Here is a 25,865-nt window from a genome sequence, read left to right as displayed (position 1 = left end):
GCGAGGATGGAACGGTGGTGAGCCCTGCTGACATCCCGACCGTCGCCGTCCGTGATCTGCCGAAGGACGGTGTCGCGCTGCTCGACGTCCGCGAGGACGACGAGTGGGCCGCCGGGCACGCCCCCGGTGCCAAGCACATCCCGATGGGTGAACTGCCCGCGCGCGTCGGCGAACTCGACGAGCTGCCCGACGACCAGCCGATCCACGTGATCTGCCGCAGCGGCGGCCGGTCCGCGCGCGCCGCCGCGTGGCTCAACGCGAGCGGCTGGGACGCGGTGAACGTCGCCGGCGGGATGGGCTCCTGGAAGCAGGAGGGGCGCCCGATGGTCGGCGATCATCCCGGCGTCGAACCCGAAGTGCTGTAACCGTGCAGCCCGGCCACTACCCACCGAGAGGACCGATGTCGTCACTGCCGCCGGTGCGTCCCGCGCCGATGCGGCAGCCGGTGCGGCATCGCGTCCGCTGGGTGGCTTCGCCGCCGCCCGGCGCCTTGCCGCAGCGTCGCAACCCCGTGGCCGAGCGCTATTCCGGTCCGCCGTCCTATCCGGTCCCGCCGCGATGGGGCTTCCCGAACCTGGTCTGGCGACGGCCGACCGCGGTCCCCGGGACGGCCTCCGGCGAGGTCACCGCGGGGGAACGGCTGCGGGTGATCACGCGAAGCCTCCTGCCGGTGCTGTGGACCTTCGCCGCTCTCGCCGTCGTGGCCTCGGCCGCCGAAATCTGGCGCTACGTCCTGCTCGTGCAGAGCCGCGACTCGGCGTTGTCGACGTCCGTCGTCTCGGTGTCCGACAGCTTCGTGATCACCGCGGGCCTGCTCACGACGATCCTTTCGCTGCTGCCGTCGGGGCTCGCCGTGTGGTGGCTGCTCGTGGCCAGGCAGGCCGCCGCGGACGCGTGCGGCGAGGTGCCGCCCCGGCGGCTGTGGCACGTGCTGGCGTTCGTGCTGGTACCGGTGGTGAACCTGATCATGGTGCTGCCGATCGTCGCCGAACTCGAACACGCCGTCCTGCGCCGGACCAGGGAAACCCGGCCGAAGCCGTCGCGGCTCGTGCTGATCTGGTGGGGCGTCTGGATGCTGAACTGGGTGCTGCTCGGGCTCGTCGTCGTCTGGCGGTTCCGTGACGGCGTCCAGGCCCTGGCCGACGGGGTCGTCCTGGTCGCGCTGACCGATCTGGCCGCGGCCGGGCTGGCGGTGGTGACGGCGCTGCTCGTGAAGCGCATGTCCGGCCTGCTCGCTCCTGTGGCGGAGAAGCGCCTTCGGCTGCTTCGCGTGCTGAAGGTGGATGGGGCTCCGGATCCTGAGCGGCGGGAGCGTCCGGCTTCTTCGGTGCGCTGACGCGGCTCGTGTCGTCCGTTCAATCACGCGTGTCGTCCGTCTGATCACGCGAAACCGCCGGAGAGCTTCGTCTGTCTACAAAGGCCATCGCGAGGTTCCGCGGTGGGTCGTGAGTGGTAAAGATGGTTAGAACGATCATTGCCACTCACGACCCCCGTGCAAAGCGCCCAAAGTGCCCAATGCGGGCTCGTTGGCCGGCGCTGACCTGCGGAAAGAGAGCAAGGGACCTTTGCTACCACCCCCGGTCGCAGGGGTGAGCCAGGTCACCGTTGACCTCCAGCTCACTGGAGGTTCCAGACTGCTGATCATGAGCGACGACGGCGTCACCTTCATCAACGTCTTCGAGATCCCCGCGGACCGTGTGGACGAGTTCGTCGAGACGTGGCGAGAGCGCGCGAAGCTGATGCGGGACGCGCCTGGCTTCCGCGACGCCAAGCTCCACCGGGCCCTGCTGCCGGATTCGCGCTTCCAGCTGGTCAACGTCACGCATTACGACAGCAAGGAAGCCTGGGAAGCGGCCGGCAAGAACCAGGTTTTCCAGGCGTCGACCGACCGCGCCGCGGAGATCGCGACCCCCAACGCCGCGCTCTACGAAGTGGTCGTCGAGTACCCCTAGGCCGGGACCGGCCTAACCCGTGGTGACCCGCAGCGAGCGCAGTCCCCGGATCACGAACTCGGGCCGCCGCTCCGGGGTCTCGGCGAGTTTCAGGCCCGGCAGCTTCGCGGCGAGGGAACTCAGCGCCGCCGCGATCTCCACACGCGCGAGCGGGGCGCCGACGCAGTAGTGGATCCCCATGCCGAAGCCGAGGTGCGCGTTCGGCGTGCGGCCGATGTCGAGGGTGTCGGGCCGGTCGAAGACCTTCCGGTCCCGTGCGGCGGCGCCGAGGAGCGCGCCGATCTTCTCGCCCTCGGCCACCCGGAACCCGGCGATCTCGACGTCGGCGGTCGCCGTCCGCTCGAAGAGCTGGAGCGGCGCGTCGAAGCGGATCAGCTCCTCGACGCACGGGTCCAGCAGCTCCGGGGAGGCCACCAGCCGCTCCCACTGGTCGCGGTGGGTCAGCAGCGCGTTGACGCCGTTCCCGATGACGTTCACCGTCGCCTCATGCCCGGCCATCAGGAGCAGGACGGCGGTCGCGACCAGTTCGTCCTCGGTGAGCTCACTGCGCAGAAGATCGCTGACGATGTCGTCGCCGGGGGAGTCCGCGCGCTGCTTCGCGACGTCGCGCAGGTACTCGACGAACTCCGCGGACGCGGCTTCGGCGGCGTCGCGCTTCTCTTCGGCGAGCCCGTATTCGTACATCTTCACGATGTGGTTCGAGAGGGTCACCATGCGCGGGCCGTCCTCGACCGGGACGCCCAGGAGTTCCGCGATGACCGCGACCGGCAGCGGCTGCGCGAGATGGGTCAGCAGATCGGCCGAGCCGGTTTCGGCGATTTCGGTGGCGAGGCGATCGACCATGCCGTCGGCGAGTTCGGCGACCATCGGCCGCAGCCGCTGGACGTGCCCGCGCCCGAACGCGCCCGCGATCACCCGCCGCAGCCGCGTGTGGGCGGGCGGCTCGTTCTCCAGCAGCGAGTTGCGGTGCAGCAGGTTGAACGACGCGAATCGCTCCACCGGCAGCGCGTCCTGCCAGATCCGGCCGAGTCCGCGATGCCGCAGGACGGCGGCCGACGCCGCGTGCGACACCGCCACGGCGATGCCCAGGCCGTCGTGCCGGTGGACTTCGCCGCGCTCGCGGAGGTCGGCGAAAAACGGGTACGGATTCGCGAGGAAGGCCGGGTCGGCGAGGTCGAACACGTGCCGACTGTAACCCGCGCCGGGGTGGCCGCCCCGGCGCGGCACGGAGCTACAGATGCAGCCAAAGCCCCAGGTGCAGGTGCAGGCCGTGGTGATGATGCCCGTGGTGATGGCCGCCGCACAGCAACAGGCAATGCCGGGCCTGGTCCGCTCTGCCGGACTCCGGCGCGGCCGAAGCCGTACCCGCCCCGGCCAGCATCAGTCCGAGTGCCACGGGGACCGCGGCCAAGGCGGCCCGGCGCTTCGAGGTGCTCATCCGTGTTCCCTTCTCCGCACTACGGCGCCGGATGGCGCCGTGATCGAGTATTCGGTGCGATACGGGGGAAACGGCAGGCTGATCACCCGCCATTCGATCGTCCGGATGATGACAACCGTTTTCAGTCATGTTTCCGTGGTACCCGGATGGCCGCTGAAACCCGCCGATCCGGTCGATCCGGTGGCCGGCCGGGTGTCGTCCGGGCTGCCTTCGTCACCAACCCCGGGGGCCTTACGAGACGCGCGCCTTCCCGCGATAGCGTTCCGAACCGAGCTTTGAGGAGGCTGACGTGGGCAAGGGTTCGCGCAAGAAGGGTCCCAAGACGACCTCGGACCGCAAGCCGAAGGTGCGCGACGTCTTCGTCGGCCAGCCCTTCGAGGGGCTCGCGGCGGAGACCGAGCTGATCGCGCTGCGCGAGTTCGTCCCGTCGGCGACGGCGGCGCTCACGCTGGGTTCCGGCGAGAAGGTCACCCTCGGCACGGTGCTGCCGATGGCGGCGGCCGCGTTCGTCCGGTCCGACGGCGAGCGCTACGTCGGGATGCAGGTGCAGACCCGGTCCTCCGACATCAGCCGCGACCTCGGCCGCGCGCTGAAGTGGGTGCTGGACGCCAAGGAGGGTGACGTGCTGTCCGTGCCGGACACCACGACGCCGCCCACCGCCGACGAGAAGGCCCGCCTGCAGGACCTGCTCGACGTGAACGCCGAACTCGACGTCACGCTCTACAACGACTTCGCCTGGTGGCTCCCCGAGGACGCCGACGCGAGCGGCGACGTCGCGCTGTCTCTCGAGCGCGCGAACGCGGCGATCATGCCCACCGAACGCCTCGGCGCGGGCGCGTACTGGGTGCTGGCCGGCGAGAAGGCGCACCTGCGCTGGGTCCGTCCGGAGCCGGAGAACCTGCTGCTGCAAGCGCTTGCGCGGCTGTCCGCGGCCGGCGAGCTGGGGCTCGGCGAGGGCTCCCGCTACGCCGGTTCGTTCCGCGCGCACGGGCTGCTCGTCCCGGTGTGGGATCTCGACCCCGAAGCCCACGCCCGCGAGTGGGCCGACGCGAAGGACCAGCTCGGCGTCCGGCTCGATGCCGCGCTGAAGTCGCTGGACACCGAGCCGCTCAACGCCGTCGAGCGGCGCTCGCGCGACGGCCTCATCGGCCGCCAGCTCACCATCCGCTGACCCCTCCCGCGCGTTTCGTCCTCTGGATGCGGAGCCCCGCATCCAGAGGACGAAATGCGCGAGGATGGGCGAGTGATCCTCCATATCTGCCCCAAGGGCGACTGGGCCGCGGTCCCCGAAGGCGGCGTCTACACCGCCGCGTCGCTCGGCTCCGACGGCTTCATCCACTGCTCGGACCCCGGGACGGCGCATATCCCGGCCAACGCCGTGTTCCCCGGCCGCACCGATCTGCTGCTGCTGGAAATCGACCCCGCGCTCGTCGGCGCGCCCGTCGTCTGGGAGGACGGCGACCCGCCGCATCCGGCCGGTCTCCAATTCCCCCACGTGTACGGGCCGATACCGCGTAACGCCGTGGTGGCCGTCCACGAATTCCCTGTTCAGGGGGACGGTACGTTCAGAATTCCCGACTCCGTGTCGAGGCGCTGACCAGGCGCCCTCGAACTGGTTCGCGGCAAGGGACAACCTGTGGGGGCGGTCATGCGTTTCGGGAGAGGAGAGCCAGGCGAACCTGGCCGGGTGACCCCGGGAGGAGGCGATACGGTGACCGCTGCCGCGACGGTCGTACCGGGGGACGTCTGGGGGGCCGGCGAGAGCCGGAAGAGCGACGTGCCGGGTGAACTCATCGACTTCGGCGACTTCGTGAGGACCAGTCTCCCGGGCCTGCTGAGGTACGGCCACGCCCTCACCGGAAACCCGCACGACGCCGCCGACCTGGTCCAGACCGTGCTGGAGAAGATCGGTTCCCGCTGGTCGTACGTCCAGCACAAGACCGGCGACCCGATGGCCTACATCCGCCGTTCGATGGCCAACGCGCATATCAGCCGCTGGCGCCGGACCAAACGTGAGAACCTGGTCGCCGATCCGCCGGACACCCGGCCGTACAGCCCGGCCGACCCGTTCGAGCACGAGCCGCTGTGGCAGGCGTTACGCGCGCTGCCGCCGAGGCAACGCGCGGTGATGGTCCTGCGCTACTACGAAGGACTGTCCGAAGCCGAGATCGCGGATTCGCTCGGGGTCAGCCAGGGCACCGTCAAAAGCCAGGCGAGCAAGGCGATCGCGTCGCTGCGCACGAAGCTCGCCTTGATCGAGCCCAAGGACGAAGGGAGGGAAGCGGGATGAACATGTCCGAAGAGGACGTGCAGCGGAAGCTGCGTGACCTGTTCTCTGATGAGCGGCTGGGCGTGGGACCCACGCTGAATCCCGAGACGATCGTCGCGGGCGCACGCCGTCGCCGTCGCCGCCGTCAGCTGATGCAGACCACCAGCGGGATGGCCGCCGCGGTGGTCCTGCTGGCCGGTGGGGTCACGGTCTTCACGATCCACGACAGGGACAACGGCGCGGCCTTCCCCGGAGGCGACCAGCTCACCATGGGGGCGGCCTCGTCGAGCTTGGTGCAGCCTGGGCCGGGGAGTTCGGCGCCACCGGTCTCGTCCCCGGCGCCGACGCATCCGACGTCCGCGCCACCGCACTCGACATCTCACGACGAGCCTGTACCACCGCCGAAGAGCACCGTGTCCACGAAGCCGCCGACACAGCGCAAGGTGACCACCGGCGCGCTGCTGACCCCCGCCGGTTTCGGCAAGCTCCGGCTCGGGATGAGCGAGGAGGAGGCAGAGGCCGCCGCCGGTCCGCTGCGCGCGAAGGATTGGCGGCAGTCCTGCGTCTACGGGTATGTGGAAGGAGCCGCCGTTCCGGGGCCGACGTCGGTGTCGCTGACCGAGGCCGACGGGATCACCGTCATCAACCCGGCCGGGACGGTGCACACCCCGGAGGGGATCGGGGTCGGTTCGACCGAGTCGGACATCCTCGCCGCCTATCCCGGCAGCACCAAGAACGGCAGCGCCTACTTCGCGCCGGCCGGCGCGGGGAGCGCGTACCGGATCTCACTGGCCGACGACGGGTCGGCCATCGGCATCCTGCTGACCCGCGTCGACCAGAGCTGTCAGTTCAGCTGACGAGAACGAGAAAACCCGGGCTTCTCCAAGGGGGAGAGCCCGGGTTTTCCCGTGGTGGGAGCGTTGGTCAGTGCGTCAGAGCGCGCCGCCCGCGACCGGGGGCATCCCCGAGTCGGCGCCGCCGTCCCCGACGGATTCGCGATGCAGGTGGTTCTCCACCTCGAACAGGTTGCCGTTCGCGCGTTTGACGATGTTGAGCAGCGTGGACATCTGGGAGATCTCCTCGACCTGCTCCTTGAGGAACCACTGCGTGAACTGCTCGCCGATGTAGTCCTCTTCGGCGCGGGCGGCCTTGGCCAGCTGCTGGATGTCGGTCGCGACGTCCTTTTCCTGCTGCAGCGCGAGCTCGATGAGCTCGGTGACGTCGGAGAATTCGTTGCGCACGTCGCCGGTGCCGGGGATCTCCACGTGGTGGTCGGTGTCCAGCATGTACTGGACCAGGGCCATCGCGTGGTTCCGCTCCTCGACGGACTGCTTGTAGAAATGCTTCGCGAGCTGCGGCAGGTCCTCGGCGTCGAACCAGACCGCCAGCGCGATGTACTGCTGGGAGGCGTTGAACTCGTTGTGGATCTGCGCCTGCAGCAGTTCGTAGAACTTCGAGCGCGGTTGCTTCTTGAGGAGGGCCATGTGTTCGACGATACGCCAACTCCTTATTCGATTTCCACTTTTGCCTGGTGATCTACCCCCTATTAGGTTAGTATTCCCAATAATAGGTTCACCTCAATTAAGTAAGCCTTCCCTAATCAATTGAAATCGATTAGGGAAGGCTTACTTTATTTCCGGGTCAGATGCTTTCGCGCCGGATGGGGCACGACATGCAGCGCGGTCCGCCGCGGCCGGAGCCCAGTTCGGAGCCGGTGATGGCCAGTACTTCGATACCCGCGTCGGCCAAGCGCGCGTTGGTTTCCACATTACGTTCGTACCCGACGACCACACCGGGCGCCAGCGCGAGGGTGTTGTTCCCGTCGTCCCATTGCTCGCGTTCCGCGGTGACCGGATCGAGCCCGGTGTCGATGACCCGGAGCCGGTCGATTTCCATTGCCTCGGCGGCCGCGGTGAGGAATGGGGCCGGGCCCTCCACCTTCACGGAACCGTCGTCGGTCGGCCGCATCGTGAAGGCGGTCAATGAATCGCGGGAAAGCGGATACATCACGACGGCGTCGGCGTCGACCATCGTGCAGACGGTGTCCAGATGCATGGTCGCGCGGGTCTGCTGGATGGGCACGGCGAGCACGGTGTGCGCGATCCCGTCGGCGAACACCGACCGCGCCAGGGATTCCGCGCCCGCCGCGGTCGTCCGCTCGCCGACGCCGATGGCCAGGACTCCCGGCGAGAGCAGCATGACGTCGCCGCCCTCGATGGGCGCCGAATGCGCGCCGTACGCGCGGGCCGCATGGCGGAACCACGGGTGGTAGGCGTAGATGAGGTCCAGCACCGCGGTCTCGCGGACCCGCGCGGGCATCGTGAGCGAGGAGACCGCGACGCGGTCGCCGATCCACGCCGACGAGTCACGGGTGAACAGCAGGTTCGGCAGCGGATCGACGGCGAAGTCGTTCGGGTGGTTCATCAGCCGGACCAGTGAGGCGCCCTCGGCGGCGGGCAGTTCTTCGAAGGTCATGCCTGCCATCAGGACCTCGGCCAGCGTCGCCGGGGTGACGCTCGACAGATGGGAGCGGAGCGAATCGGCGAGGTCGGGTCCGAGCCGCCGCTCGTCGACGGCCGCGTGCACGCCCGCCGCGTGGGCGCGCGCGTCCGTGAGCGCCGTGCGCAGCGCGTCGGCCAGCAGCAGCACCTCGACGCCTCGGCCGCGCAGCACCTCGGCGAACGCGTCGTGCTCCTCCTGCGCGCGGTCCACCCAGGGGATGGAATCGAACAGGAGCTGGTCGTTGTTGCGAGGCGTGAGCCTTTTGAGCTCGTTGCCGGGCCTGTGCAGGAGCACCGCACGGAGGGGGCCGACTTCGCTGTCAACTCGGGGTGGAGTCGTCTCGTCAATCACTGCTTCACACTAGCTAGGGAAGCCAGGAAACTCGCCCTTTGAGCAGCGCGTATCCGACGAAGGAAACGAAATCCAGCGCGGTGTGCGCGGCGATCAGCGGCCACAGCCGGTTCGTCTTCTGCCACAGCCTGCCGAACACCAGGCCCATCACGACATTGCCGACGAAACCGCCGAAACCCTGATACAGGTGATACGACCCGCGAAGCACCGAAGACGCGACCAGCGCGGTGTTCTCCCGCCAGCCGAGCTGCCGGAGCCTGGTCAGCAGGTACGCCACGACGAGCACTTCTTCGGCGAACGCGTTCCCGAAGGCCGACAACGTCAGCGTGATCGGCCGCCACCACGTCTCGCCCAAAGTGGACGGTTGCACCGACAGGCTGAACCCGAGGCCGTAGGACAGGAAGTACAGCCCCAGGCCAGGAATCCCGATCACCGCGGCGAGCAGCAGCCCGTGGACGACGTCGCGGCCAGGGCGCTGTTTGTCGAGGCCGATCTGGGCGAGCTTCATCCCGCCGCGCCACAACAGGTACAGCCCGAGCGCGCCCCACCCGACCAGCTGACCGGCGCTCAGGAGCTGCTTGAGCAGGTCGACCAGGCTCAGCGTCGCCTGCGGGACGTTCAGCTGGGCCTGCTGCTGCGCCAGCGGCACCGGCTGCAGCAGCGAGTCCACAAGGGACAGCAGGCTGCGCAGCCCGGACAGGCCGAGGGTGATGCCGAAGACGACGACCAGTTCGATGACGATCGCGCGGCGGCGCGCCGGATCTTCCACGAATTCCGGCAGCGCCGGGCGTTCGGGACGCAGCCAGCTCATCGGCCGCACGTTACCGTCGGGTCATGCCAAGGAGCATCGCGACCAACGAAATCGTCGACCGCGCCGCGCTCGTCGACTTCCTGTCCACCCGTCACCGCGCCATCCTGATGACCACGAAGGCCGACGGCGGCCCCCAGCTCTCCCCGGTGACCTGCGGAGTCGACGGAGAAGGCCGTCTGGTCATCTCCACGTACCCGAAACGCGCGAAGGTCGTCAACATCCGGCGCGAGCCCAAGGTGTCCGCCTGCGTCCTCTCCGACGAGTGGAACGACCAGTGGGTTCAGCTGAACGGCACCGCCGAGGTGCTCGACCTGCCCGATTCGGTCGAGCCGCTCGTCGACTACTTCCGCGCGATCTCCGGCGAGCACCCCGACTGGGACGAGTACCGCGAAGCGATGGTCAAGCAGGGCAAGAGCATCATCCGCGTCACCATCGAGTCGTGGGGCCCGATCGCCAAGGGCGGCTTCCCGGCGGAACTCGCCTAACCCTGCGGAAAGTACGGGCAGCCGACGAGACGGCGGATCTCGCCGCTCAGCTGCTGCGGCCCCTCGACCGGACGCGAGAACGCGAGCCGGACGTCATGGTCGCCGGAGTCGGCCTCGACCCGCAGCCGCAGCCCGTAGCGGTCCAGCCCGAGCGGCCGGATCCACCCGCCGCGCAGTTCGGCGGGCACGTGTTTGGCGAGCTGCTGGACGACGTCGGCGTGGTCGGTCTCCAGATGCCGCAGCCACGCGGCTTCGTAGTCGTGGAACGGATCCGGCGGCGCGGCGCTGAACATGTGCGGCCGCAGCGAATGCGTGCCCTCGGCGTCGGCGAGCACCAGCGACGCCGGGGTCAGCCGTAGCAGCGTCAGGCCATGCCCGACGTCCAGCAGTCGCTCGTCCGGCCGGGTCTCGGCGATGGAGACCGCGCGGGCCCGCGCCGAAACCTCGGAGAGCGGGCGGAGCCAGCCCGTGATCCACAGCAGCCCACGGATGGGTTCCCGCAGGTCGACCGGGGCCTGATCGGTCAGTTCGACCATCACCGCGAGCTCGCCGCGCTGGGCCTCGTGCGCGCGTTTCACCAGGTGGTGCTCGTCCGGCAGCAGGATGCTGACGCTGCCGCTCGTGTGCACGTGGTGCAGCTCGGGGATGACCCGGCCGCACTGTCCTGGCTGGTCACGCTGTTCCGCGGTCGGCATCAGCGTCGCCGGCCCGTTGCGGGTGGCGATCGTCTTCGCGCGTTCGGCGGGGTTCGGCGCCGGCGGGCGGCGGATGGACGTCGGTGTGGTCACGGCTCACCTCCTAGTTAGGTGAGCCTAACCTGATCTGGCCGCCGAGTGGAAGTAGTCTGGATCACGTCTCACCGCGCCCGTATAGGTTGACCAGGTGGAAGCCCACAGAATCCGGGTGCTCGAACCACCCGAAGGGATTCCGGCGACGAACATGCCGGTCCTGGCGCCCCTTCTCGATCGCAACACCGTCACCGCCGGGACGATGACCATCGCGACCGGACTGCTCGTGGCGCTGGGCGTCGTGCTCGCGGTCGCCGGGGGACACGGGATCGCCGTGCCCCTGGCCCTGCTGGTGTTCATGACACCGTCTTCGCTCTACTTCGGCTACTCCGCCCTTGCCGGATCCTCCTCGATGCGGAAGCTCACCGGCAAACCGTTCCGCCTGGTGAGCGGGCTGGACGGCGCCGTCGTCGCCGGTTCACGGGTGAGCGTTCCCCTGGACGGGCGGTGGCTCGTCGTGCGGCTCCCCATCCCGCTCCGGGCGCAACTCGCGGCCCAGCGACGGCTCTGGGTGCTCGGCCCGTTCGTCGTGCTGCCCGGTGTCGTCGTCCCGCGCCGTGGCGCGTTCCGCGACGCCCCGGTGAAGGGCTCGGTCCCGTTCGCCTTCGAACCGGTGTCGCCGGGCCGGATGCTCGCGACGCAACGGCGTCTTCTCTCGGCGTACTACTTCATCAGTGTCGTGATGCTGCTCGTCATGAGCGCGTTCGGCTTCTGGACGACGGCGGACTATCCGCGGCGGGACAGCGTCCTGGTGAAGTCCACGCCGTTCTTCGGCTACGGCTGCGCGGCGGGCGCGCTCGGCCTCGCCGTCGTCGCGGTGGTGCTGCTCAGGAAGCTGCCCGAACCGCGATGGACCGAACTCGCCGTCGTGTCCGGGCCGGCGTCGGTCAACCACTTCGGCATCGTGACCGTGAAGGGCCGGACCGTCCTGCCCGGCGGCCGCGAGGTCGCCGTCACCGCCGGTGGTTCGGATCCGTCGCTGGCCGCGAACATCGCCGCGACCGGACGGCTGTGGGTGCTCGGTGTGCCCGCGGCCGGGAAGACGGCGAAGGCCGGAGTGCCCGGTCACGCGGTGTTCGGGCCGGTTCGCTTCGGCCGGTGATGTCAGCCGAGGGAGCGCCGCGTCGCCTCCTCGGTCTCCACGACACCCCGCCGGATCCCTTCCAGTTGTTCGCTCAGCTCGCCGATGGTCGTCGTGTCGAGCAGTGAATCGCCGGTGGCGGCCGACAATTCGGCCGCCCTGGCGACCAGGCCGTCGAGCCCGAGCGCGCCGGATCGCAGCTGTGCCAGCAGTTTCCGCTGCGCGCTCGAAAGCCGCGCGTGCACGTCCTCCTGTGCCTGCACGGCTTCGAGCGACTGGAGCAGGTCGCCGCGGATGTCGTCGTCGGCGGTCTTCAAGTCCTTCCGCAGCCGGGCTTTCTCGGCCGACACCGCGCCGAGGTCCACGCGCGCCAAGGCCTTCCCGGTGGCGGACGTGCGGGCGGCCAGGCGCCGGAGGGTGTCGACGGTTTCCCGCACCACCGGTTCCATGTCGGCCACCCGGTCGGCGAGCGGTCCGGTGTCGAGCGAGGCGGAAATCGACCCGAAACCGTCGGACGCGGCTTCCGCGCGCCGCAGCCAACCCGCCTCCGGCGAACCGGGCTCGACGTCAGGGAGTGGCCGTTCCTCTGGCTCTGGCAAGGGTTTCGGCCGCGTGGCCGCGGCGACGCCGGCGCGGGCGGCCAGCACGGTCACGCCGACGCCGAGCGCGGCGAGCACCGGCAGCTGCACCGCCCAGGCCGCACCCGCCGAGGTCGCCGCGAGGAGCAGTCCCCACGGTTCGGCTAGTTCACGGACGAAACGCATGGCCGAGGATCTCAGAAATTCGAGATCACGGCGGTGAAGACCTGGTCGATCGAGTCCGGTTTGGACGAGTCGTACCCGACGCCCTGGGTGGCCTCGGCGATCTCCTTGAGGATGTCCAAATCCGCGTCGGAGCCGTAGGCGATGGTGAACAGCCGCACCGCTTCGCCGCCGCCCTCGGCCCGCAGGCGGCCGACGAGGTTCGCCAGGTCGATCCCGCCGGGATCCTCGTTCCGGCCGTCGGTGAGCACGACGACGGCGTTGATCGCGTTCGGATCCAGCCGCTGCTTCATGAACTCGTAGGCGGCGAGCGACGAGTCGTAGAGTCCCGTCCCGTTCTGCGGGGTCAGCCCGTTCAGCCGAGACGCCAGCTCCTGCCTGCCCGGCTCACCGCCGATCGGCGACACCGGCCGGAGTTCGACGAAGTCCTTGTCGCCGTCGAGTTTCGTCGAGAACATCCACAGCCCGACCTTGTCCGCGTCGCTGAACTGCGGCAACGACGCCACGGCGGCCTGCTTCGCGAGATCCATCTTGTTCTTCCCGGTCCCGCTGACGCCGTCGCCCATCGAACCGGAGACGTCGACGACCAGCAGCACGTTCGCCTTCTTCCGCAGGTCCTTCCACGACTTCAGCACCTCGGTCAGCACCGGCGGGCTCGGCGGGCGGATCAGATTCAGCTTCGAGTCCGGCTCGGCGCCGTTCTCCTTCGTGGTCTGTGAGCCGGGCTTCCCGTCGAACGTGCGGAAGCCGATGTCGCTGAACTTCTGCTGCGCCTCGGCGCCGCGCAGATGCGCGAGGAAGTCCGCCGCGACCTGCTTGTGGACGTCGTCCGCCCAGTTCAGCACGGTGAACGGGTGATCGGAGTTGAGCGTGCCGTCACTCGGGTAGATCCCCACGAGCGGCACCTTCGGCGGCGCGTGCTGCCCGCGTTTCTCCGGGTCGTTGGTGGGATTGCCCTGGTTGTAGCCGACGAGCGAGTTCTCCTCGACCGTGACCGCCGAGATGTACGACATCGCGGCGCCGCGGTCGTCGGCCTTCTGCAGGTTCGTCAGGAACGTCAGCGTGTTGTCGCCGTAGTGGACGATGGCCTGCTCGACGTTCTGCACGAACGTCCGCGCCTCCGGCTTCGCGAGCGCGTTCGCGGTGAGGTCCGAAGACGTGCCCGTCGCCGCGTAGTAGGCGCCGATGGTGGCGTTGAGGCCGGACGTCGAGATGTTCGGATTCGTCTTGCCCAGCCGGAACTTCCCCCACTCCGGGTGGCCGTACTTCGCCCAGCCCTGCGGATCCGTGGCCAGCGCGGCGAGGTCCGTCCAGCCGATGCCCTTGCCCGGCCAGCCGAGCGCCTCGGCCATCGGCTTCGGCATCGCGACGACCAGCGGCGCGTTCGCGACCGATTCCGGGTCGCCCTCGGGTACCAGCGCGGGGTGGTCGGAGCCGGTGAGGTTCTGGCGCAACAGGTTCACCCAGCCGGACGCGGCGGGCGTCCAGACGTCCGGACGGGGGCCGTCCACCGCCTCGTTCCAGCCGCGGGACAGCGCCTGCATCGCGGTGCCGGACGACTTCGACTGCACGAGCACGTCGACGCAGCGTCCGGCCACCGTGCGGCCGCTGTAACCCTTGGCGATCTCCGCGACCACGCCCGCCTTCTCCGGCGAAGACGACACCTGGAGCTTGACCGCGTCGCCCGTCGTGCATTTCGCTTCCGCGGCTTCCTCGCCGGAATCGCTCGTGAGCGCGCGCAAACCGATGATCAACCCGATCGCGACCACCGCGGCGGCCACGAACGCCAGGACCTTGCGGCCGCCGCGGGACTGCCCTGGATTCACGACCATGGAGAACCTCCCGGTGAGAAACACCGATTATCCGGAGGTTTCGCCTTGCCAGGCTCGGCGTTGCCGAACCGTTGCGGCCATGGCGGTACTTATCCCGCCACCCCTGCGGCATTTAGTCCTCTAAATGCGTGGGCACCTACTCGCGCCTGTTGTTGATCTACGCATTTAGAGGACTAAATGCATGGCGTCAAGCGCCGGGGCCCCGGCCGGACCAGGTCCACGCGTAGCCGTGGTCCTCCGACGCGTCGGCCGCCTCACCGAGGTCGAGCGGCGCGAAGGTGTCCACCATGACCGCGGTCTCGTCGAAGAACTGAGCCCCGATCGACGCCTCCGCCGCCCCGGGCTGCGGCCCGTGCGTGAAACCGGACGGGTGCAGCGAGAGCGAGCCGACCTCGATCCCGGAACCCTTGCGCGCCTCGTAGTTCCCGCGGACGTAGAACATCAGCTCGTCCGAATCGACGTTCGCGTGGTTGTACGGCACCGGGATCGACTCGGGGTGGTAGTCGACCTTGCGCGGGCAGAACGAGCAAACCACGAAGTTCGGGCCCTCGAACGTCTGATGCACGGGCGGCGGCTGGTGCACGCGGCCGGTGATCGGCTCGAAGTCGTCGATGTTGAACACCCACGGGTACAGGCAGCCGTCCCAGCCGACGACGTCGAACGGGTGGGTCGCGTAGGTGTAGCGCGTCAGCCCGGCGCGGTGCCGCACGAGGACCTCGACGTCGGTGCCGTCGACGACCAGCGGCTCGGACGGGCCGCGGATGTCGCGTTCGCAGTACGGCGAGTGCTCCAGGAACTGGCCCTTCGCCGACAGGTACCGCTTCGGCGGGCCGATGTGGCCGCGCGCCTCGATGGTCAGCAGCTTGACCCCACCGTCGTGCGGGAGCACACGGTAGGTGCACGACGTCGGGACGACGAGGTAGTCGCCGTCGCCGACCTCCAGGGTGCCGTAGATCGTCTCGACGGTCGCGCCGCCGCCCTGGACGTAGAACAGTTCGTCACCCGCGGCGTTGCGGTACAGCGGCGACGGCTTGGTCGCGTGGACGAAGCCGATGGTGACGTCGGCGTTGCCGAACAGCCGCCGCCGGTCGGTCACCGCGTCGGCGTCGCCGAACTTGAGGTCCTGGGTCTTGAAGGCGCGGGGTTTGAGCGGGTGGTTCGGGGCGATCGGGCCGCGCTCGTCCTCGATCGCGACGGCGTCGACGATCGCGGTGGGCAGCCCGCGGTGATACAGCAGCGCCGAGTCCGCCGAGAAGCCCTCGACACCCATCAGTTCCTCGGCGTACAGGCCCCCGTCGGGCTTGCGGAACGCCGTGTGGCGCTTGTGCGGGATCTCGCCTACCTGCCGGTAGTAAGGCATCGGAATCTCCCCGGAACGTGTCCGTTGTGCGAACGATTTTGTCCTGATGTCGTACGCTACTAGCGTGTCAGTCGTGTCAAGCGCTGTGGAACTCACGCCACCCGGCCCCCGAGGAATCCCTCCCCTGTTCGCGCGGCTCGTCGACGACTCGGCGTTGTTCCCGCCCGGCGAGGCGTCCATGCCCGAAGCGCTGCGAGCGCACTTCGCGTCGAGGGCCGGTGAGCACTCCGGCGTCCTCGGTGTGTTCCTGTGCCAGGCGTCGCGGCTGCCCGAGCTCATCACGGAACTCATCAAGATCAAACCCAAGGAACCGCTGCCGCTGTCGCTCATCATCGACACCGGCCTCGGCGGGGTCCCGAAGGCGATTTCGATCGTCGAGTCGCGCAGCGAGATCCTCAGCCTGCGCATGGTGGAGATGCCGGCGCCGTCGGACGTCGACGAGGTCTGGCTGGAGCGCGTCTCCGAGTTCGTGCCCGAAGACGTCATCCGCGTCGTCGAGCCGCGGCGTGGTGTCGGCTGGCTGGACGGCGTGCGGAAGGTGATCGAGCACGGCAGCTGGCCGAAGATCCGCTGCGGCGGCAAGGCCGGCGAGAACTTCCCCAGCGTCGACGAGGTCGCCGACTTCCTCGCCGTGGTCAGCGGCTCGACCGGGGCGTCGTTCAAGGCGACGAACAGCCTGCACCGCGCCGTCCGGCACACCGAGGAGTCGAGCGGTTTCACCCATCACGGGTTCCTGAACCTGATCGTCGCGTCCGCGCGCTGCCTTTCGGGTGGTGACGTGCGCGCCGCCCTCGAATCCACCGACGGCGCCGCGCTGGCCGCCGAGGCCAAGGGGATGCCGGACGAGGCGGCGAAGGCCGTTCGCGGGCTCTTCGCCTCGTACGCGGCGGCCTCGTTCGACGAGCCGGTCGCCGACCTCGGGGAACTCGGGCTCTTGTGACTCGTGAAGGGTCGCTGACTCTGGACCGCGGGCTCGCGCTGCTCCAAGCGGTCGCGGACGCGGGCGGCGAGGCGGCGACGATCTCCGAGCTCGCCGTCGCCATCGGCGCGAGCCGGGCCGCCGTCTACCGGCTGCTCGTCCCGCTGTCCGAGCGCGGCCTGGTGTGGCGCGACGGCAACAAGGTGCGGCTGGGGGTCGGCCTGCTCCGGCTCGCCGGGCAGGTCCTCCCGCAGCTGCGCGAGGCCGCGAGGCCGGTCCTGCGTGAGCTGGCGGAGAAGGTCGGGGCGACGGCGCATCTGTCGGTCGCGCAGGGGGACCAGGCGCAGGCCGTCGCGGTCGTCGAACCGTCGTGGACGAGCTTCCACGTCGCCTACCGCGTCGGCACCCGGCATCCGCTGTCCGCCGGCGCGGCGGGCAAGGCGATGACGCTGCGTCCTGGCGGCGGCGAAGGCTGGGTCACCTCGTCGGGCGAGCTGGAGGCGGGCGCCTCCGGGGTCGCCGCACCCGTCCGCGGGGTGCCGGGGTTGAAGGCCAGCGTCGGCGTCGTATCCCTCGAACCGCTGGACGCCTCCGTGGCGGGGCCCGCGGTGGTGGCTGCCGCCGTCCGGCTGGCCGAGGTGCTGAAACAGCCCGAGTAGCGGGTCAGCGGCGGCTGAGCAGCGGGCGCACCATGGTCGCCAGCAGCGTGAGGTCGACCGCGAACAGCAGCCGCTCGAACAGGCCGAGCGTGACCTCCTGGTGCGACGGGCCGGTGAGCATCGTCCAGACGAAGCCGCCGAGCACGATCACCACCGCGGCGAAGCTGGCCACCGAAAGCCGCCGGATCGTCGTGCGGCGCGGCTCCCACGGGCATCGCGCGCGGCCGGGGCGGGTCAGCACCCAAGCGGCGCCGGGAAGCGCGAGGAAGGCCGCCAGCGCGGCGTAGTTGTGGATCTGCCCGGCCAGCGAGCGGGCCTGGCCCTCGGGGTCGACGGGGACGAGCGCGAGGACGAACAGCCCCGCGCACCACACGCCGAGCAGGACGAGAACCGACTCGTAGCCGCGGCGGTGCGCTTTCGCGATTCCGCCCAGCAGCGCGAGCGAGCCGAAGCCCAGCGCCAGGCACATCGCGCCGAACAGCGGCGCCGCCGTCGAACCGGGCGAGAGGTAGCCGTAGACGTACTCGGACAGCGTCTGCCAGATCGGGCTGACCTGACTGGAGAGCCGCAGGTGCAGGTCGATCGAGATGGCGACGGCGACGGCCATGCCGAAGACCGCGAGCCTGCCGTGCACAGGAGAGACGGCGAGTGTCTTCGGCGAGGTCACGACCGGTTTCTCCAGGCACGTCGGGGCGGGTGTTCACCTTTTCGTTCCCGAAAGGTTACCCGGCGAACCTGTGAAGACCCCGTGCGCCTCAGAAGACGAGCTGGGCCAGTGCGAACAGCGAGAACCCGGCGAAGACGAAACCCGCCACGCGCTGGATGAGCTTGGGGCGGATCCGGCTGCGGACCTTCGCGCCGATGAAGACGGCGAGGCCGGCGACGGCGACAAGCGCGACGAAGGAGCCGAGGGCGACCGCGAACGGGTTGCCGAAGCGGGCCGTGAGACTGGCCGTCGCGAGCTGTGAGGCGTCACCCCATTCAGCGGCGAACAGCACACCGAACGACGTCAGCGCGGAGCGGAAGAAGGTCGCGGGGCTCGGCCCGGAACGCGACGCGTCCTCTCCGCCGTCCTGTCCGGGACTGAACCCTTCACGAAGGAGCATGAACGCGCCGATACCGAACATCGCGGCGACGATCACGGTCACCAGTGTCTCCGGCAGCAAAGTGAGCACACTGCCGAAGGTGGCGGCGATCGCGGATTGCACGGCGAATGCGGCGGTAACCCCGGCGAATACCGGCCACGCGCGGAAACGGGTGGTGAGAACCAGGGTGGCCACGAGGGTCTTGTCCGGTAGCTCCACGGCCAGTACCAGGCCAAACGCGCTGATCAGCGCCAACATCGAGCTCGACATGACAGTGCTTCACCCCTTTCACTGCAACGATAAAGGGGTGATTCAGAGAAAGGCAAGCTGATGGCTTTTCCGAATCGCGCGGCATGCGCGGGCGAATTGTATTCCTCGGTCAAACGGAATTGAGTTTTCGGCAAACCGAATTCTTTTTTCCGGCTCCGCTGGTAGCGTCCGGGCGCATGGACGGGAGAGCGCGGATCGAGGACGTGTGCCAGCGGCTGAAGGAGCACTACGTGTTCCCCGACGTCGCCGAGAAGCTGACCGTGTTCCTGCGGGCGAGGCTGAGTGACGGCGCGTACGCGGGCCTCGACGATCAAGCGTTCGCCGACGCGGTCACCCAGGACCTGCAGTCGGTCAACGGGGACAAACACCTCCGGCTACGGCATCACGTCGACCCGCTGCCCGAGGTGGATGGGGAGTCGTTCGATCCCGAGCAGTTCCGGCGCGAGGCGGAGCTGAACGGTCATGGCATCGCGACGGCGCGGCGGCTGGCCGGCAACGTCGGCTACCTGGAGACCAAACTGCTCTACGGGCCGGATATCGCCGGCGAGGCGCTGGCCGCGGCGATGACGCTGCTCGCGACCACCGACGCACTGATCGTCGATGTCCGGGAGAATCGGGGCGGGGATCCGATGGCGGTCGCGCTGCTGATCAGCTATCTGGTCGACGAGCCGACGCATTTCAACAGTATCTATCTGCGCGACGGCGACGTGACCAACCAGTTCTGGACGCTGCCGTACGTACCCGGCCGAAAGTTCGGCGCGGACAAGCCGGTGTGGGTGCTGACCGGGCCGACGACGTTCTCCGGCGCCGAAGATCTGAGCTACTCGTTGCAGCAACTGGGGCGGGCGAAGACGGTGGGCGCGGTCACCGGCGGCGGGGCGAACCCGCGGAGACAGTACAAAGTGGACACCCATCTGGATGTCACCGTCCCGGGTGGACGGGCCGTGAACCCGGTCACGGGGACCAACTGGGAAGGCGTCGGCGTCCAGCCCGATATCGCCGTCGCGGTCGAGGACGCTTTCGACACGGCGTACGCGTTGGCGCTGGCCCACGTGCTGACGCTGGGGGATTCGGGCGTGCGGCGACAGGTCGCCGACGAGGCGCGGCTCACGCTCGCCGCCCTCGGCTGACCTGGGCGCGGGACCTACGTCCCGGCGAGATCGGGACCACTTGAACTGGCGGGCGCATCGGGCGTTGAGCAGGCTTGAGGCGTGGAGGTTCTCGATCTCGCTCGGTGGCAGTTCGGCATAACCACCGTCTATCACTTCCTGATGGTCCCGCTGACCATCGGGCTTTCGGTCCTGGTCGCCGGGATGCAGACGGCGTGGGTCCGCACGGGTGATCGGCGGTACCTGAAGATGACCAAGTTCTGGGGGAAACTCCTGCTGGTCAACTTCGCGATGGGCGTGGTCACCGGCATCGTGCAGGAGTTCCAGTTCGGGATGAACTGGAGCGCGTACTCGCGGTTCGTCGGTGACGTGTTCGGCGCGCCGCTGGCGATGGAGGGGCTCGTCGCGTTCTTCGTCGAGTCGACCTTCCTGGGGCTGTGGATCTTCGGCTGGGACAAATTGCCGAAGAAGGTCCACCTGGCGTGTGCGTGGGCGTATTCGCTGGCGACCGTGGCGTCCGCGTACTTCATCCTGGCGGCGAACTCGTGGATGCAGCATCCGGTCGGGGTGGAGTTCGTCGACGGGAAGCCGACGATGAACTCGATCTGGGCGGTGCTGACGAACAACACCGCGCTGGCCGCGATCCCGCACACGCTCGCGGGCGCCTTCTCGGTGGCGGCGGCGTTCCTGGTCGGTGTCGCGGGCTGGCAGTTGTGGCGCAAGCGTTCGGAGGACGACGAGCACCGCGCGGTGTGGCGTTCGTCGTTGCGTCTCGGCGGCTGGACCGGTGTGGTGGCGTTCGCGGTGCTGGCGATCACCGGCGACTTTCAGGGCAAGCTGATGTTCGAACAGCAGCCGATGAAGATGGCGTCGGCGGAAGCGTTGTGCCACACGGAGAAACCGGCGAGCTTCTCGATCATCGCGATCGGCGACGTCCGGAACGCGAACTGCGAGGACGTCAAGACGTTCAACGTGCCCGCCCTGCTCTCGTTCTTGGCGCACAACGACTTCTCGACCGAGGTCAAGGGCGTGGAGAACCTGATCACCGAATACCAGGCGAAGTACGGCACGAACTACCCGGACGACCCGCAACTCGGTTCGCTCGCGGGCAAGCCGATCGATTACGTGCCCAACCTGCCGGTGACCTACTGGGGCTTCCGCGCGATGATCGGCTTCGGCGCCATCTCGGCCGGGATCGGGCTGCTCGCGCTGTGGCTGACCCGGCGTGGGCGGATCCCCGGGCAACGCTGGTTCCCGTGGCTCGTGCTCGGCGGGATCGCGACCCCGTTCATCGGCAACAGCGCCGGCTGGATCTTCACCGAGATGGGCCGTCAGCCGTTCGTGGTGGTGCCGAACCCGACCGGCGTCGACGGGGTGTGGATGTTCACCGCGCAGGCGGTCTCGAAGTTGTCCACAGGCGAGGTCTGGACGTCGCTGATCGCCCTGACGACCGTCTACGCGGTGCTCGGCGTGGTCGAGGTCTACCTGATGCGGAAGTACGTCCGCGGCGGCGTCGACGCCGTCATGCCACCCGAGAAACCGGTCTCGACCAGCAAGAACGACGACTCGAAAGGCGGTGACGGCGATGACGACGCGCTGGCCTTCGCCTACTGACCGCCTCTTTACGTCACCTACCCAGCCCCCCGCCCTTCCCGGGGGACGGCCCCGCACCCAGCGTATCGGGGGTATCGCTCAGGCGGGTTACCCACAGCCGATCTGTGGACAACTTGGGCGGTTGTGGATAACTCAGGGCGACCGGGCCTGGCGGGGGCGGTTTGGGCGGCCTCGGGCGGTCAGGACGGGTTGCGAAAGCCACTTTCGCAACGCTCAAGGTTGCGAAAGTGGCTTTCGCAACGCTCGGGTCGGCTACGTGACGGGCGAGGTGACCGGACAGCGGGCTGAAGGCGTCCTTCAGCCCAAGCCCAAGCCCAGGAAGGTGAGCAACCGATGACCCTCGAAACGATCTGGTTCTGCGTCATCGCCCTGTTCTGGCTCGGTTACCTCTTCCTCGAAGGCTTCGACTTCGGCGTCGGCATGCTCATGCCGGTCCTCGCGAAGGACAACACCGAGCGTCGCGTCATGGTCAACACGATCGGCCCGGTCTGGGACGGCAACGAGGTGTGGCTGATCGTCGCCGGCGGCGCGATGTTCGCCGCGTTCCCCGGCTGGTACGCGTCGCTGTTCTCGGCCGCTTACCTCCCGCTCCTGGTGGTCCTGCTCGCCCTCATCGGCCGCGGCGTCGCGTTCGAATACCGCGGCAAGGTCGACTCGGATCGCTGGCGCCGCAACTGGGACCGCGTCATCGGCATCGGTTCGTGGGTCCCGCCGTTCGGCGTCGGCCTGCTCCTCGCGACCACCGTCCTCGGCCTCCCGCTCGACGCCGACGGCAACCGCGTCGGCGGCCCGTTCGCCGCTCTCAGCCTCGAAACACTGCTCGGCGCGATCGCGGTCGTCGGGTTCTCGCTGGTCCACGGCGCCGCGTTCCTCGCGCTCAAAACCGAAGGCGACCTCCGGCATCGGGCACGGAACCTGGCCACGCGCCTGCTCCCGGTCGCGCTGCTGCCGTTGCTGGCCTTCCTCGTCGTCGTGCAGTTGCGTTCGGGTGACCTGTGGACGCTGTTCCTCATCGGCGTCGCCGTCGTCGCGGCGGTCGTCGCGTGGTTCAGGATCCGCATGGGCCGCGAAGGGCAGGCGTTCGCCGCGCTCGGCGGGGTCATCGCGGCTTCCGCCGTCGCGATCTTCGTCGCCCTGTACCCGAACGTCCTGCCGTCCACTTTGGACGCGGCGAACACGCTGACGATCGCGGGCGAGGCGTCGAGCCCGTACACCTTGACCGTGATGACCTGGGTCGCGCTGTTCGGCGCCCCCGCCGTCCTGATCTACCAAGGCTGGACGTACTGGGTGTTCCGCAAGCGCATCGGCACCCGGCACATCCCACCGGTGCACGCACCATGACCGAACTTCCCGGCCGCGACACCCTTTCCGCCACGGAGTCCACAATGGACCCAGCGCGACCGGGGAAGGGTCCGCTCGGCGCGCTGGCTCCACTTTCGAGTGCGGCGCGCCGGGCGTTGATCCTCAGCGGGATCCTCTCTTTTGTCAACGCGATCTTGCTGGTGGGGCAGGCTTTCCTGCTTGCCGACGTCCTCTCCGCGGTCGTCCGCGGAACACCGGGGGACCGCACCGCCCAGCTGGCCGTGCTGCTCGCGCTCGTCGCAGGGCGCGCGCTGACCGGCTGGGCGGTGCGGATCGTCTCCGTTCGCGCGGCCGCCCGCGCGAAGGAGGAGCTGCGCGCCAAAGCCCTCGACCACGCCTTGAAACTCGGCCCGGAGTGGATCGCGCGCCGCGGTCACGGCGAGCTGACGTCGTTGACCACCAGGGGACTGGACGCGCTCGACGCCTACTTCACCCAATATCTCCCGGCGCTGGTGACCGCGGCGATCGTGCCGCTCGCCGCCGGCGCCGCGATCCTGTTCGCCGACTGGCCGTCGGCCGTACTCGTCGTGATCACCGTGCCGCTGGTGCCGCTGTTCGCGATCCTGATCGGCAAGCACACCGCCGAGCGCGTCGCCGAAGCCGCCGACGCCGAACAACGACTGTCGGGTCACCTGCTGGAACTCGTCCGCGCACTGCCGATCCTCAGTGCGTTCCGCCGCGCCGGGGCGCAGGCCGAGACGGTCCGGAAGATCTCCGAACGTCATCGCCGCACAACGCTCAAGACGCTGAAGGTCGCATTCGCGTCGGCGTTCGCGCTGGAACTCATCGCGACGCTTTCGGTCGCGCTGGTCGCGGTCGTCATCGGTGTCCGCCTGGTCTCCGGCGAACTGTCGCTGGCCATCGGGCTCGGCGTGCTGATCCTCGTGCCCGAGTGCTACCAGCCGCTGCGCGCGGTCGGCGCCGCGTTCCACGCCAGCGAAGACGGCGTCGAGGCCGTCCGCCGTGTCGCGGACGTGCTCGCGGAACCCTTGCCGCCCAACGGTTCCGGGGCACCCGCCAAGGGCGAGATCGACGTCCGGGGACTGCGCGTCGCCAGGCGGGGAGGATTCGCGCCCGACGGTGAAACGTTCAGCGTCCGGCCAGGCGAGATCACCTGGCTGCGCGCGCCCAGCGGTGGCGGCAAGTCGACGACGCTCGCCACGTTGCTCGGTTTCGTGCAGGCGCACGACGGGGCGATCACCGTCGGCGGTACCGATCTCGCCGACGCGGACCTGGAGCGCTGGCGCGAGAACGTCGCCTGGGTGCCGCAGTCGCCGGTGTTCGGCGGCGGCACCGTTCGCGAGGAGGTCGGCGGCGATGACGTCCTCGGCGAACTCGGGCTCGCCGGCCTCGCCGAGCGGCCGGTTTCGAAGCTGTCACAGGGACAACGGCAGCGTGTCGCGGTGGCGCGGGCGCTGACGCGGGTCCGGTCGGGCGCGTGGCTGCTCCTGCTCGACGAACCCACCGCCCACCTCGACGAGGCCAACGCCGCGCTGGTCATGACCGCGGTCCGCAAGGCCGTCGATGACGGTGCCGCGGCGATCATCGCCGAACATGAGCGCTCTTCCGGTATCGACATGTCGACCATGGCGACCGCTGACTCCGGAACCTTTGAAGACGTACAGACGGTCAAACCGTTGCCCTGGCGCGACCTGCTGTCCCCGAGGTTCTTCGGTGGCGCGTTGCTCGGCGCCGCCGCGTTGCTCGCCGGGGTCGCGCTGACCGCGCTTTCGGGCTGGCTGATCGCCAAGGCGTCGCAACAGCCGCCGATCCTGACCCTGACGGTGCTGATCGTCGGCGTGCGGACGTTCGGCCTCGGCCGCGCGGGGCTGCGCTACCTCGAACGGCTGGTCACGCACGACGCCGCGTTCCGGATCGCCGGGAGCCTGCGCGTCCGGCTGTGGGAGTCGCTGGTGCGGCTCGGGCCGGCTCGCGCGCTTCGGGCCGGTGAGGAACAGCGGCGGCTCGTCGGCGACACCGACACCGTGCGCGACCTGCTCCCGCGCGTGATCACGCCGCTGGTCGTGGTCGCGCTGGTGGCCGTCGGCGCCGTCGCGGTCCAGGCCGCCGTGCTGCCCGAAGCCGGACTCACGCTGGCCGCGGCCGTGCTGGTCAGCGCGTTGGCGCCGCTGCTCGCGCTCCGGGCGGAGCGCCGTGCGACGAGCGCGCTGGCGGCCGGACGGCGCTCGGTGTCGGCGCAGGTGCTGAGCCTGTTCGAAGCCGCCGCCGAGCTGATCGCGTACGGGGCCGACAAAGAGCGACGTCGCCGAATCGCCACCACCGACGCCGCGCTGACCGCCGAAGCCCGGCGACAGGCCTTCGGCGCCGGAGCGGCCGACGCCCTGATCATCCTGGCGACAGGGGCCGCCACCGTCGTGAGCACCGGGTTCGCCGTGAGCGCCGTCGCCGCCGGCGCGCTGAACCCGGTCCTCGCGCCCGTGGTCGCCTTGGTGCCGCTCGCCCTGGCGGAGGTCCTCTCCCTTCTTCCGCCCGCCGCGCAGCACTGGGACACCCTGCGCCAGGCCCGTCTGCGCCTCGCCGCGTGCGACGAAGGCGTCCTTCATGAAGGGGCCTTGCATAGCACCGGCGGGGTGCGGATCCGGAACGCCGACCTCGGCTGGCCCGGCACCGAGCACCCGGTCCTCACCGGGGTCGACCTCGACATCGCGCCCGGCACGCACGTCGCCGTCGTCGGCCCCAGCGGCGCCGGGAAGTCGACGCTCGTCGCGGCCCTGCTCGGATTCCTCGAGCCGGCCAAGGGCGACGTCGCCGTTCCCGAGAACGTCGCCTGGGCGCCGCAGGAACCGATGCTGGTCTCGACCACGGTCGCCGAGAACCTGCGTCTGGCCAAGCCGGCGGCTTCCGAGGCCGACCTGCGAAAAGCCTTGTATCAGGCCGTTCTCGAGGACGTCGAGCTCACGACGATGCTCGACAGCGCCGGCGCCGGTCTCTCGGGCGGGCAGGCGCAGCGGGTCGCACTGGCGCGGGCCGTGCTCGGGGCCGCGCGGGCCGATCTCGTGCTGCTCGACGAGCCCACCGCCCACCTCGACGAGCCGACCGCGCGCACCGTCCGAGAACGGCTCGGCGAGGCACTCGCCGGGAAGACCGTCGTCCACGTCACGCACAACGCCGCCGAAGCCGACGGCGCGGACGTGGTCCTGGAGGTGCGGGAGGGCCGCGTCACAGCGCGCGCGATGGCCGGAGCCGACTAATGTCG

At 69.4% G+C, this 25,865-nt stretch carries 26 protein-coding genes; 15 read left to right on the top strand and 11 right to left on the bottom strand.

The window, feature by feature from the left end:
• Positions 1–14: 14 nt before the first annotated feature.
• From ACZ3HL_RS28490 to ACZ3HL_RS28480, 3 genes are all read left to right on the top strand, one after another.
• Complete coding sequence (locus tag ACZ3HL_RS28490) at positions 15–365, top strand: rhodanese-like domain-containing protein (protein WP_465414534.1); 351 nt, start codon at positions 15–17, stop codon at positions 363–365.
• A 35-nt stretch (positions 366–400) separates the two neighbouring features.
• Positions 401–1,336, top strand: a complete 936-nt coding sequence (locus tag ACZ3HL_RS28485) for a DUF4328 domain-containing protein (RefSeq protein ID WP_465534699.1) — start codon at positions 401–403, stop codon at positions 1,334–1,336.
• A 307-nt stretch (positions 1,337–1,643) separates the two neighbouring features.
• Positions 1,644–1,952: an antibiotic biosynthesis monooxygenase family protein gene (locus tag ACZ3HL_RS28480; protein ID WP_465534698.1), complete on the top strand. Its 309-nt coding sequence runs from the start codon at positions 1,644–1,646 to the stop codon at positions 1,950–1,952.
• A 12-nt stretch (positions 1,953–1,964) separates the two neighbouring features.
• Here ACZ3HL_RS28480 and ACZ3HL_RS28475 read toward each other — a convergent pair whose 3' ends face one another.
• Positions 1,965–3,134 carry a cytochrome P450 gene (locus tag ACZ3HL_RS28475; protein WP_465534697.1) on the bottom strand — a complete coding sequence of 390 codons (1,170 nt, stop codon included), beginning with the start codon at positions 3,132–3,134 and terminating at the stop codon, positions 1,965–1,967.
• A gap of 49 nt (positions 3,135–3,183) precedes the next feature.
• On the bottom strand, positions 3,184–3,390 hold the full coding sequence (locus ACZ3HL_RS28470; RefSeq protein ID WP_465414540.1) for a hypothetical protein: 207 nt from the start codon (positions 3,388–3,390) through the stop codon (positions 3,184–3,186).
• A 289-nt stretch (positions 3,391–3,679) separates the two neighbouring features.
• On the opposite strand from ACZ3HL_RS28470, the gene ACZ3HL_RS28465 reads away from it, so the two are divergent.
• From ACZ3HL_RS28465 to ACZ3HL_RS28450, 4 genes are all read left to right on the top strand, one after another.
• Complete coding sequence (locus tag ACZ3HL_RS28465; protein ID WP_465414542.1) at positions 3,680–4,561, top strand: DUF5926 family protein; 882 nt, start codon at positions 3,680–3,682, stop codon at positions 4,559–4,561.
• A 72-nt stretch (positions 4,562–4,633) separates the two neighbouring features.
• On the top strand, positions 4,634–4,987 hold the full coding sequence (locus ACZ3HL_RS28460) for a DUF952 domain-containing protein (RefSeq protein ID WP_457958886.1): 354 nt from the start codon (positions 4,634–4,636) through the stop codon (positions 4,985–4,987).
• A gap of 180 nt (positions 4,988–5,167) precedes the next feature.
• Complete coding sequence (locus ACZ3HL_RS28455; protein ID WP_465415021.1) at positions 5,168–5,680, top strand: SigE family RNA polymerase sigma factor; 513 nt, start codon at positions 5,168–5,170, stop codon at positions 5,678–5,680.
• The gene (locus tag ACZ3HL_RS28450; RefSeq protein WP_465534696.1) at positions 5,677–6,516 is read left to right on the top strand and encodes a hypothetical protein; all 840 of its coding nucleotides are present in this window, start codon (positions 5,677–5,679) and stop codon (positions 6,514–6,516) included. Before ACZ3HL_RS28455 ends, ACZ3HL_RS28450 begins: the two co-directional genes overlap by 4 nt.
• Positions 6,517–6,591: 75 nt before the next feature.
• Here the strand turns inward: ACZ3HL_RS28450 and ACZ3HL_RS28445 are convergent, their stop codons facing one another.
• From ACZ3HL_RS28445 to ACZ3HL_RS28435, 3 genes are all read right to left on the bottom strand, one after another.
• Positions 6,592–7,143, bottom strand: a complete 552-nt coding sequence (locus ACZ3HL_RS28445) for a ferritin (protein ID WP_465414547.1) — start codon at positions 7,141–7,143, stop codon at positions 6,592–6,594.
• 157 nt (positions 7,144–7,300) lie between these two features.
• Positions 7,301–8,512, bottom strand: a complete 1,212-nt coding sequence (locus tag ACZ3HL_RS28440) for an arginine deiminase (RefSeq protein ID WP_465414549.1) — start codon at positions 8,510–8,512, stop codon at positions 7,301–7,303.
• A gap of 13 nt (positions 8,513–8,525) precedes the next feature.
• Complete coding sequence (locus ACZ3HL_RS28435; protein WP_034309615.1) at positions 8,526–9,323, bottom strand: CPBP family intramembrane glutamic endopeptidase; 798 nt, start codon at positions 9,321–9,323, stop codon at positions 8,526–8,528.
• Between the two features lie 23 nt (positions 9,324–9,346).
• Between ACZ3HL_RS28435 and ACZ3HL_RS28430 the strand changes: the two genes are divergently transcribed.
• Positions 9,347–9,808, top strand: a complete 462-nt coding sequence (locus ACZ3HL_RS28430; RefSeq protein ID WP_465534695.1) for a PPOX class F420-dependent oxidoreductase — start codon at positions 9,347–9,349, stop codon at positions 9,806–9,808.
• On the opposite strand, the gene ACZ3HL_RS28425 is transcribed toward ACZ3HL_RS28430, so the two are convergent.
• Entirely contained in the window at positions 9,805–10,596 is a 792-nt protein-coding gene (locus tag ACZ3HL_RS28425; RefSeq protein WP_410647186.1) for a DUF2470 domain-containing protein, read from the bottom strand. The genes ACZ3HL_RS28430 and ACZ3HL_RS28425 overlap by 4 nt on opposite strands.
• Before the next feature lie 94 nt (positions 10,597–10,690).
• Here ACZ3HL_RS28425 and ACZ3HL_RS28420 point away from each other — a divergent pair, with 94 nt between their 5' ends.
• Entirely contained in the window at positions 10,691–11,698 is a 1,008-nt protein-coding gene (locus tag ACZ3HL_RS28420; RefSeq protein WP_465414553.1) for a hypothetical protein, read from the top strand.
• A 2-nt stretch (positions 11,699–11,700) separates the two neighbouring features.
• On the opposite strand, the gene ACZ3HL_RS28415 is transcribed toward ACZ3HL_RS28420, so the two are convergent.
• From ACZ3HL_RS28415 to ACZ3HL_RS28405, 3 genes are all read right to left on the bottom strand, one after another.
• On the bottom strand, positions 11,701–12,441 hold the full coding sequence (locus ACZ3HL_RS28415; protein ID WP_465534694.1) for a hypothetical protein: 741 nt from the start codon (positions 12,439–12,441) through the stop codon (positions 11,701–11,703).
• 11 nt (positions 12,442–12,452) lie between these two features.
• Positions 12,453–14,270, bottom strand: coding sequence for a substrate-binding and vWA domain-containing protein (locus ACZ3HL_RS28410; protein WP_465534693.1), 1,818 nt, complete (start codon positions 14,268–14,270; stop codon positions 12,453–12,455).
• Positions 14,271–14,457: 187 nt separating this feature from the next.
• Positions 14,458–15,630: a homogentisate 1,2-dioxygenase domain-containing protein gene (locus tag ACZ3HL_RS28405; protein ID WP_465414557.1), complete on the bottom strand. Its 1,173-nt coding sequence runs from the start codon at positions 15,628–15,630 to the stop codon at positions 14,458–14,460.
• 85 nt (positions 15,631–15,715) lie between these two features.
• Between ACZ3HL_RS28405 and ACZ3HL_RS28400 the strand changes: the two genes are divergently transcribed.
• Both ACZ3HL_RS28400 and ACZ3HL_RS28395 read left to right on the top strand, forming a co-directional pair.
• Complete coding sequence (locus tag ACZ3HL_RS28400) at positions 15,716–16,570, top strand: hypothetical protein (protein ID WP_465415023.1); 855 nt, start codon at positions 15,716–15,718, stop codon at positions 16,568–16,570.
• The gene (locus ACZ3HL_RS28395) at positions 16,567–17,208 is read left to right on the top strand and encodes an IclR family transcriptional regulator (RefSeq protein ID WP_465414559.1); all 642 of its coding nucleotides are present in this window, start codon (positions 16,567–16,569) and stop codon (positions 17,206–17,208) included. The genes ACZ3HL_RS28400 and ACZ3HL_RS28395 overlap by 4 nt, the downstream gene beginning before the upstream one ends.
• A gap of 4 nt (positions 17,209–17,212) precedes the next feature.
• On the opposite strand, the gene ACZ3HL_RS28390 is transcribed toward ACZ3HL_RS28395, so the two are convergent.
• Together ACZ3HL_RS28390 and ACZ3HL_RS28385 are read right to left on the bottom strand one after the other, a co-directional pair.
• On the bottom strand, positions 17,213–17,875 hold the full coding sequence (locus ACZ3HL_RS28390; protein ID WP_465534692.1) for a DUF998 domain-containing protein: 663 nt from the start codon (positions 17,873–17,875) through the stop codon (positions 17,213–17,215).
• An 88-nt stretch (positions 17,876–17,963) separates the two neighbouring features.
• Positions 17,964–18,551 (bottom strand): TMEM165/GDT1 family protein, encoded by a 588-nt coding sequence (locus tag ACZ3HL_RS28385; RefSeq protein WP_465415025.1) that lies wholly within the window; start codon positions 18,549–18,551, stop codon positions 17,964–17,966.
• Between the two features lie 188 nt (positions 18,552–18,739).
• On the opposite strand from ACZ3HL_RS28385, the gene ACZ3HL_RS28380 reads away from it, so the two are divergent.
• The 4 genes from ACZ3HL_RS28380 to cydD all read left to right on the top strand — a co-directional run bounded on the left by ACZ3HL_RS28380 (position 18,740) and on the right by cydD (position 25,860).
• Positions 18,740–19,693, top strand: a complete 954-nt coding sequence (locus tag ACZ3HL_RS28380; RefSeq protein ID WP_465534691.1) for a S41 family peptidase — start codon at positions 18,740–18,742, stop codon at positions 19,691–19,693.
• A gap of 81 nt (positions 19,694–19,774) precedes the next feature.
• Entirely contained in the window at positions 19,775–21,286 is a 1,512-nt protein-coding gene (locus tag ACZ3HL_RS28375) for a cytochrome ubiquinol oxidase subunit I (RefSeq protein ID WP_465534690.1), read from the top strand.
• Between the two features lie 333 nt (positions 21,287–21,619).
• Entirely contained in the window at positions 21,620–22,627 is a 1,008-nt protein-coding gene (gene cydB / locus ACZ3HL_RS28370; protein ID WP_465414567.1) for a cytochrome d ubiquinol oxidase subunit II, read from the top strand.
• On the top strand, positions 22,624–25,860 hold the full coding sequence (gene cydD, locus ACZ3HL_RS28365) for a thiol reductant ABC exporter subunit CydD (protein WP_465534689.1): 3,237 nt from the start codon (positions 22,624–22,626) through the stop codon (positions 25,858–25,860). Before cydB ends, cydD begins: the two co-directional genes overlap by 4 nt.
• Positions 25,861–25,865 lie beyond the last annotated feature (5 nt).

The sequence above is a fragment of the Amycolatopsis sp. NPDC000009 genome (assembly GCF_055563465.1).
This window is presented reverse-complemented; position numbering and strand designations above follow the sequence as displayed.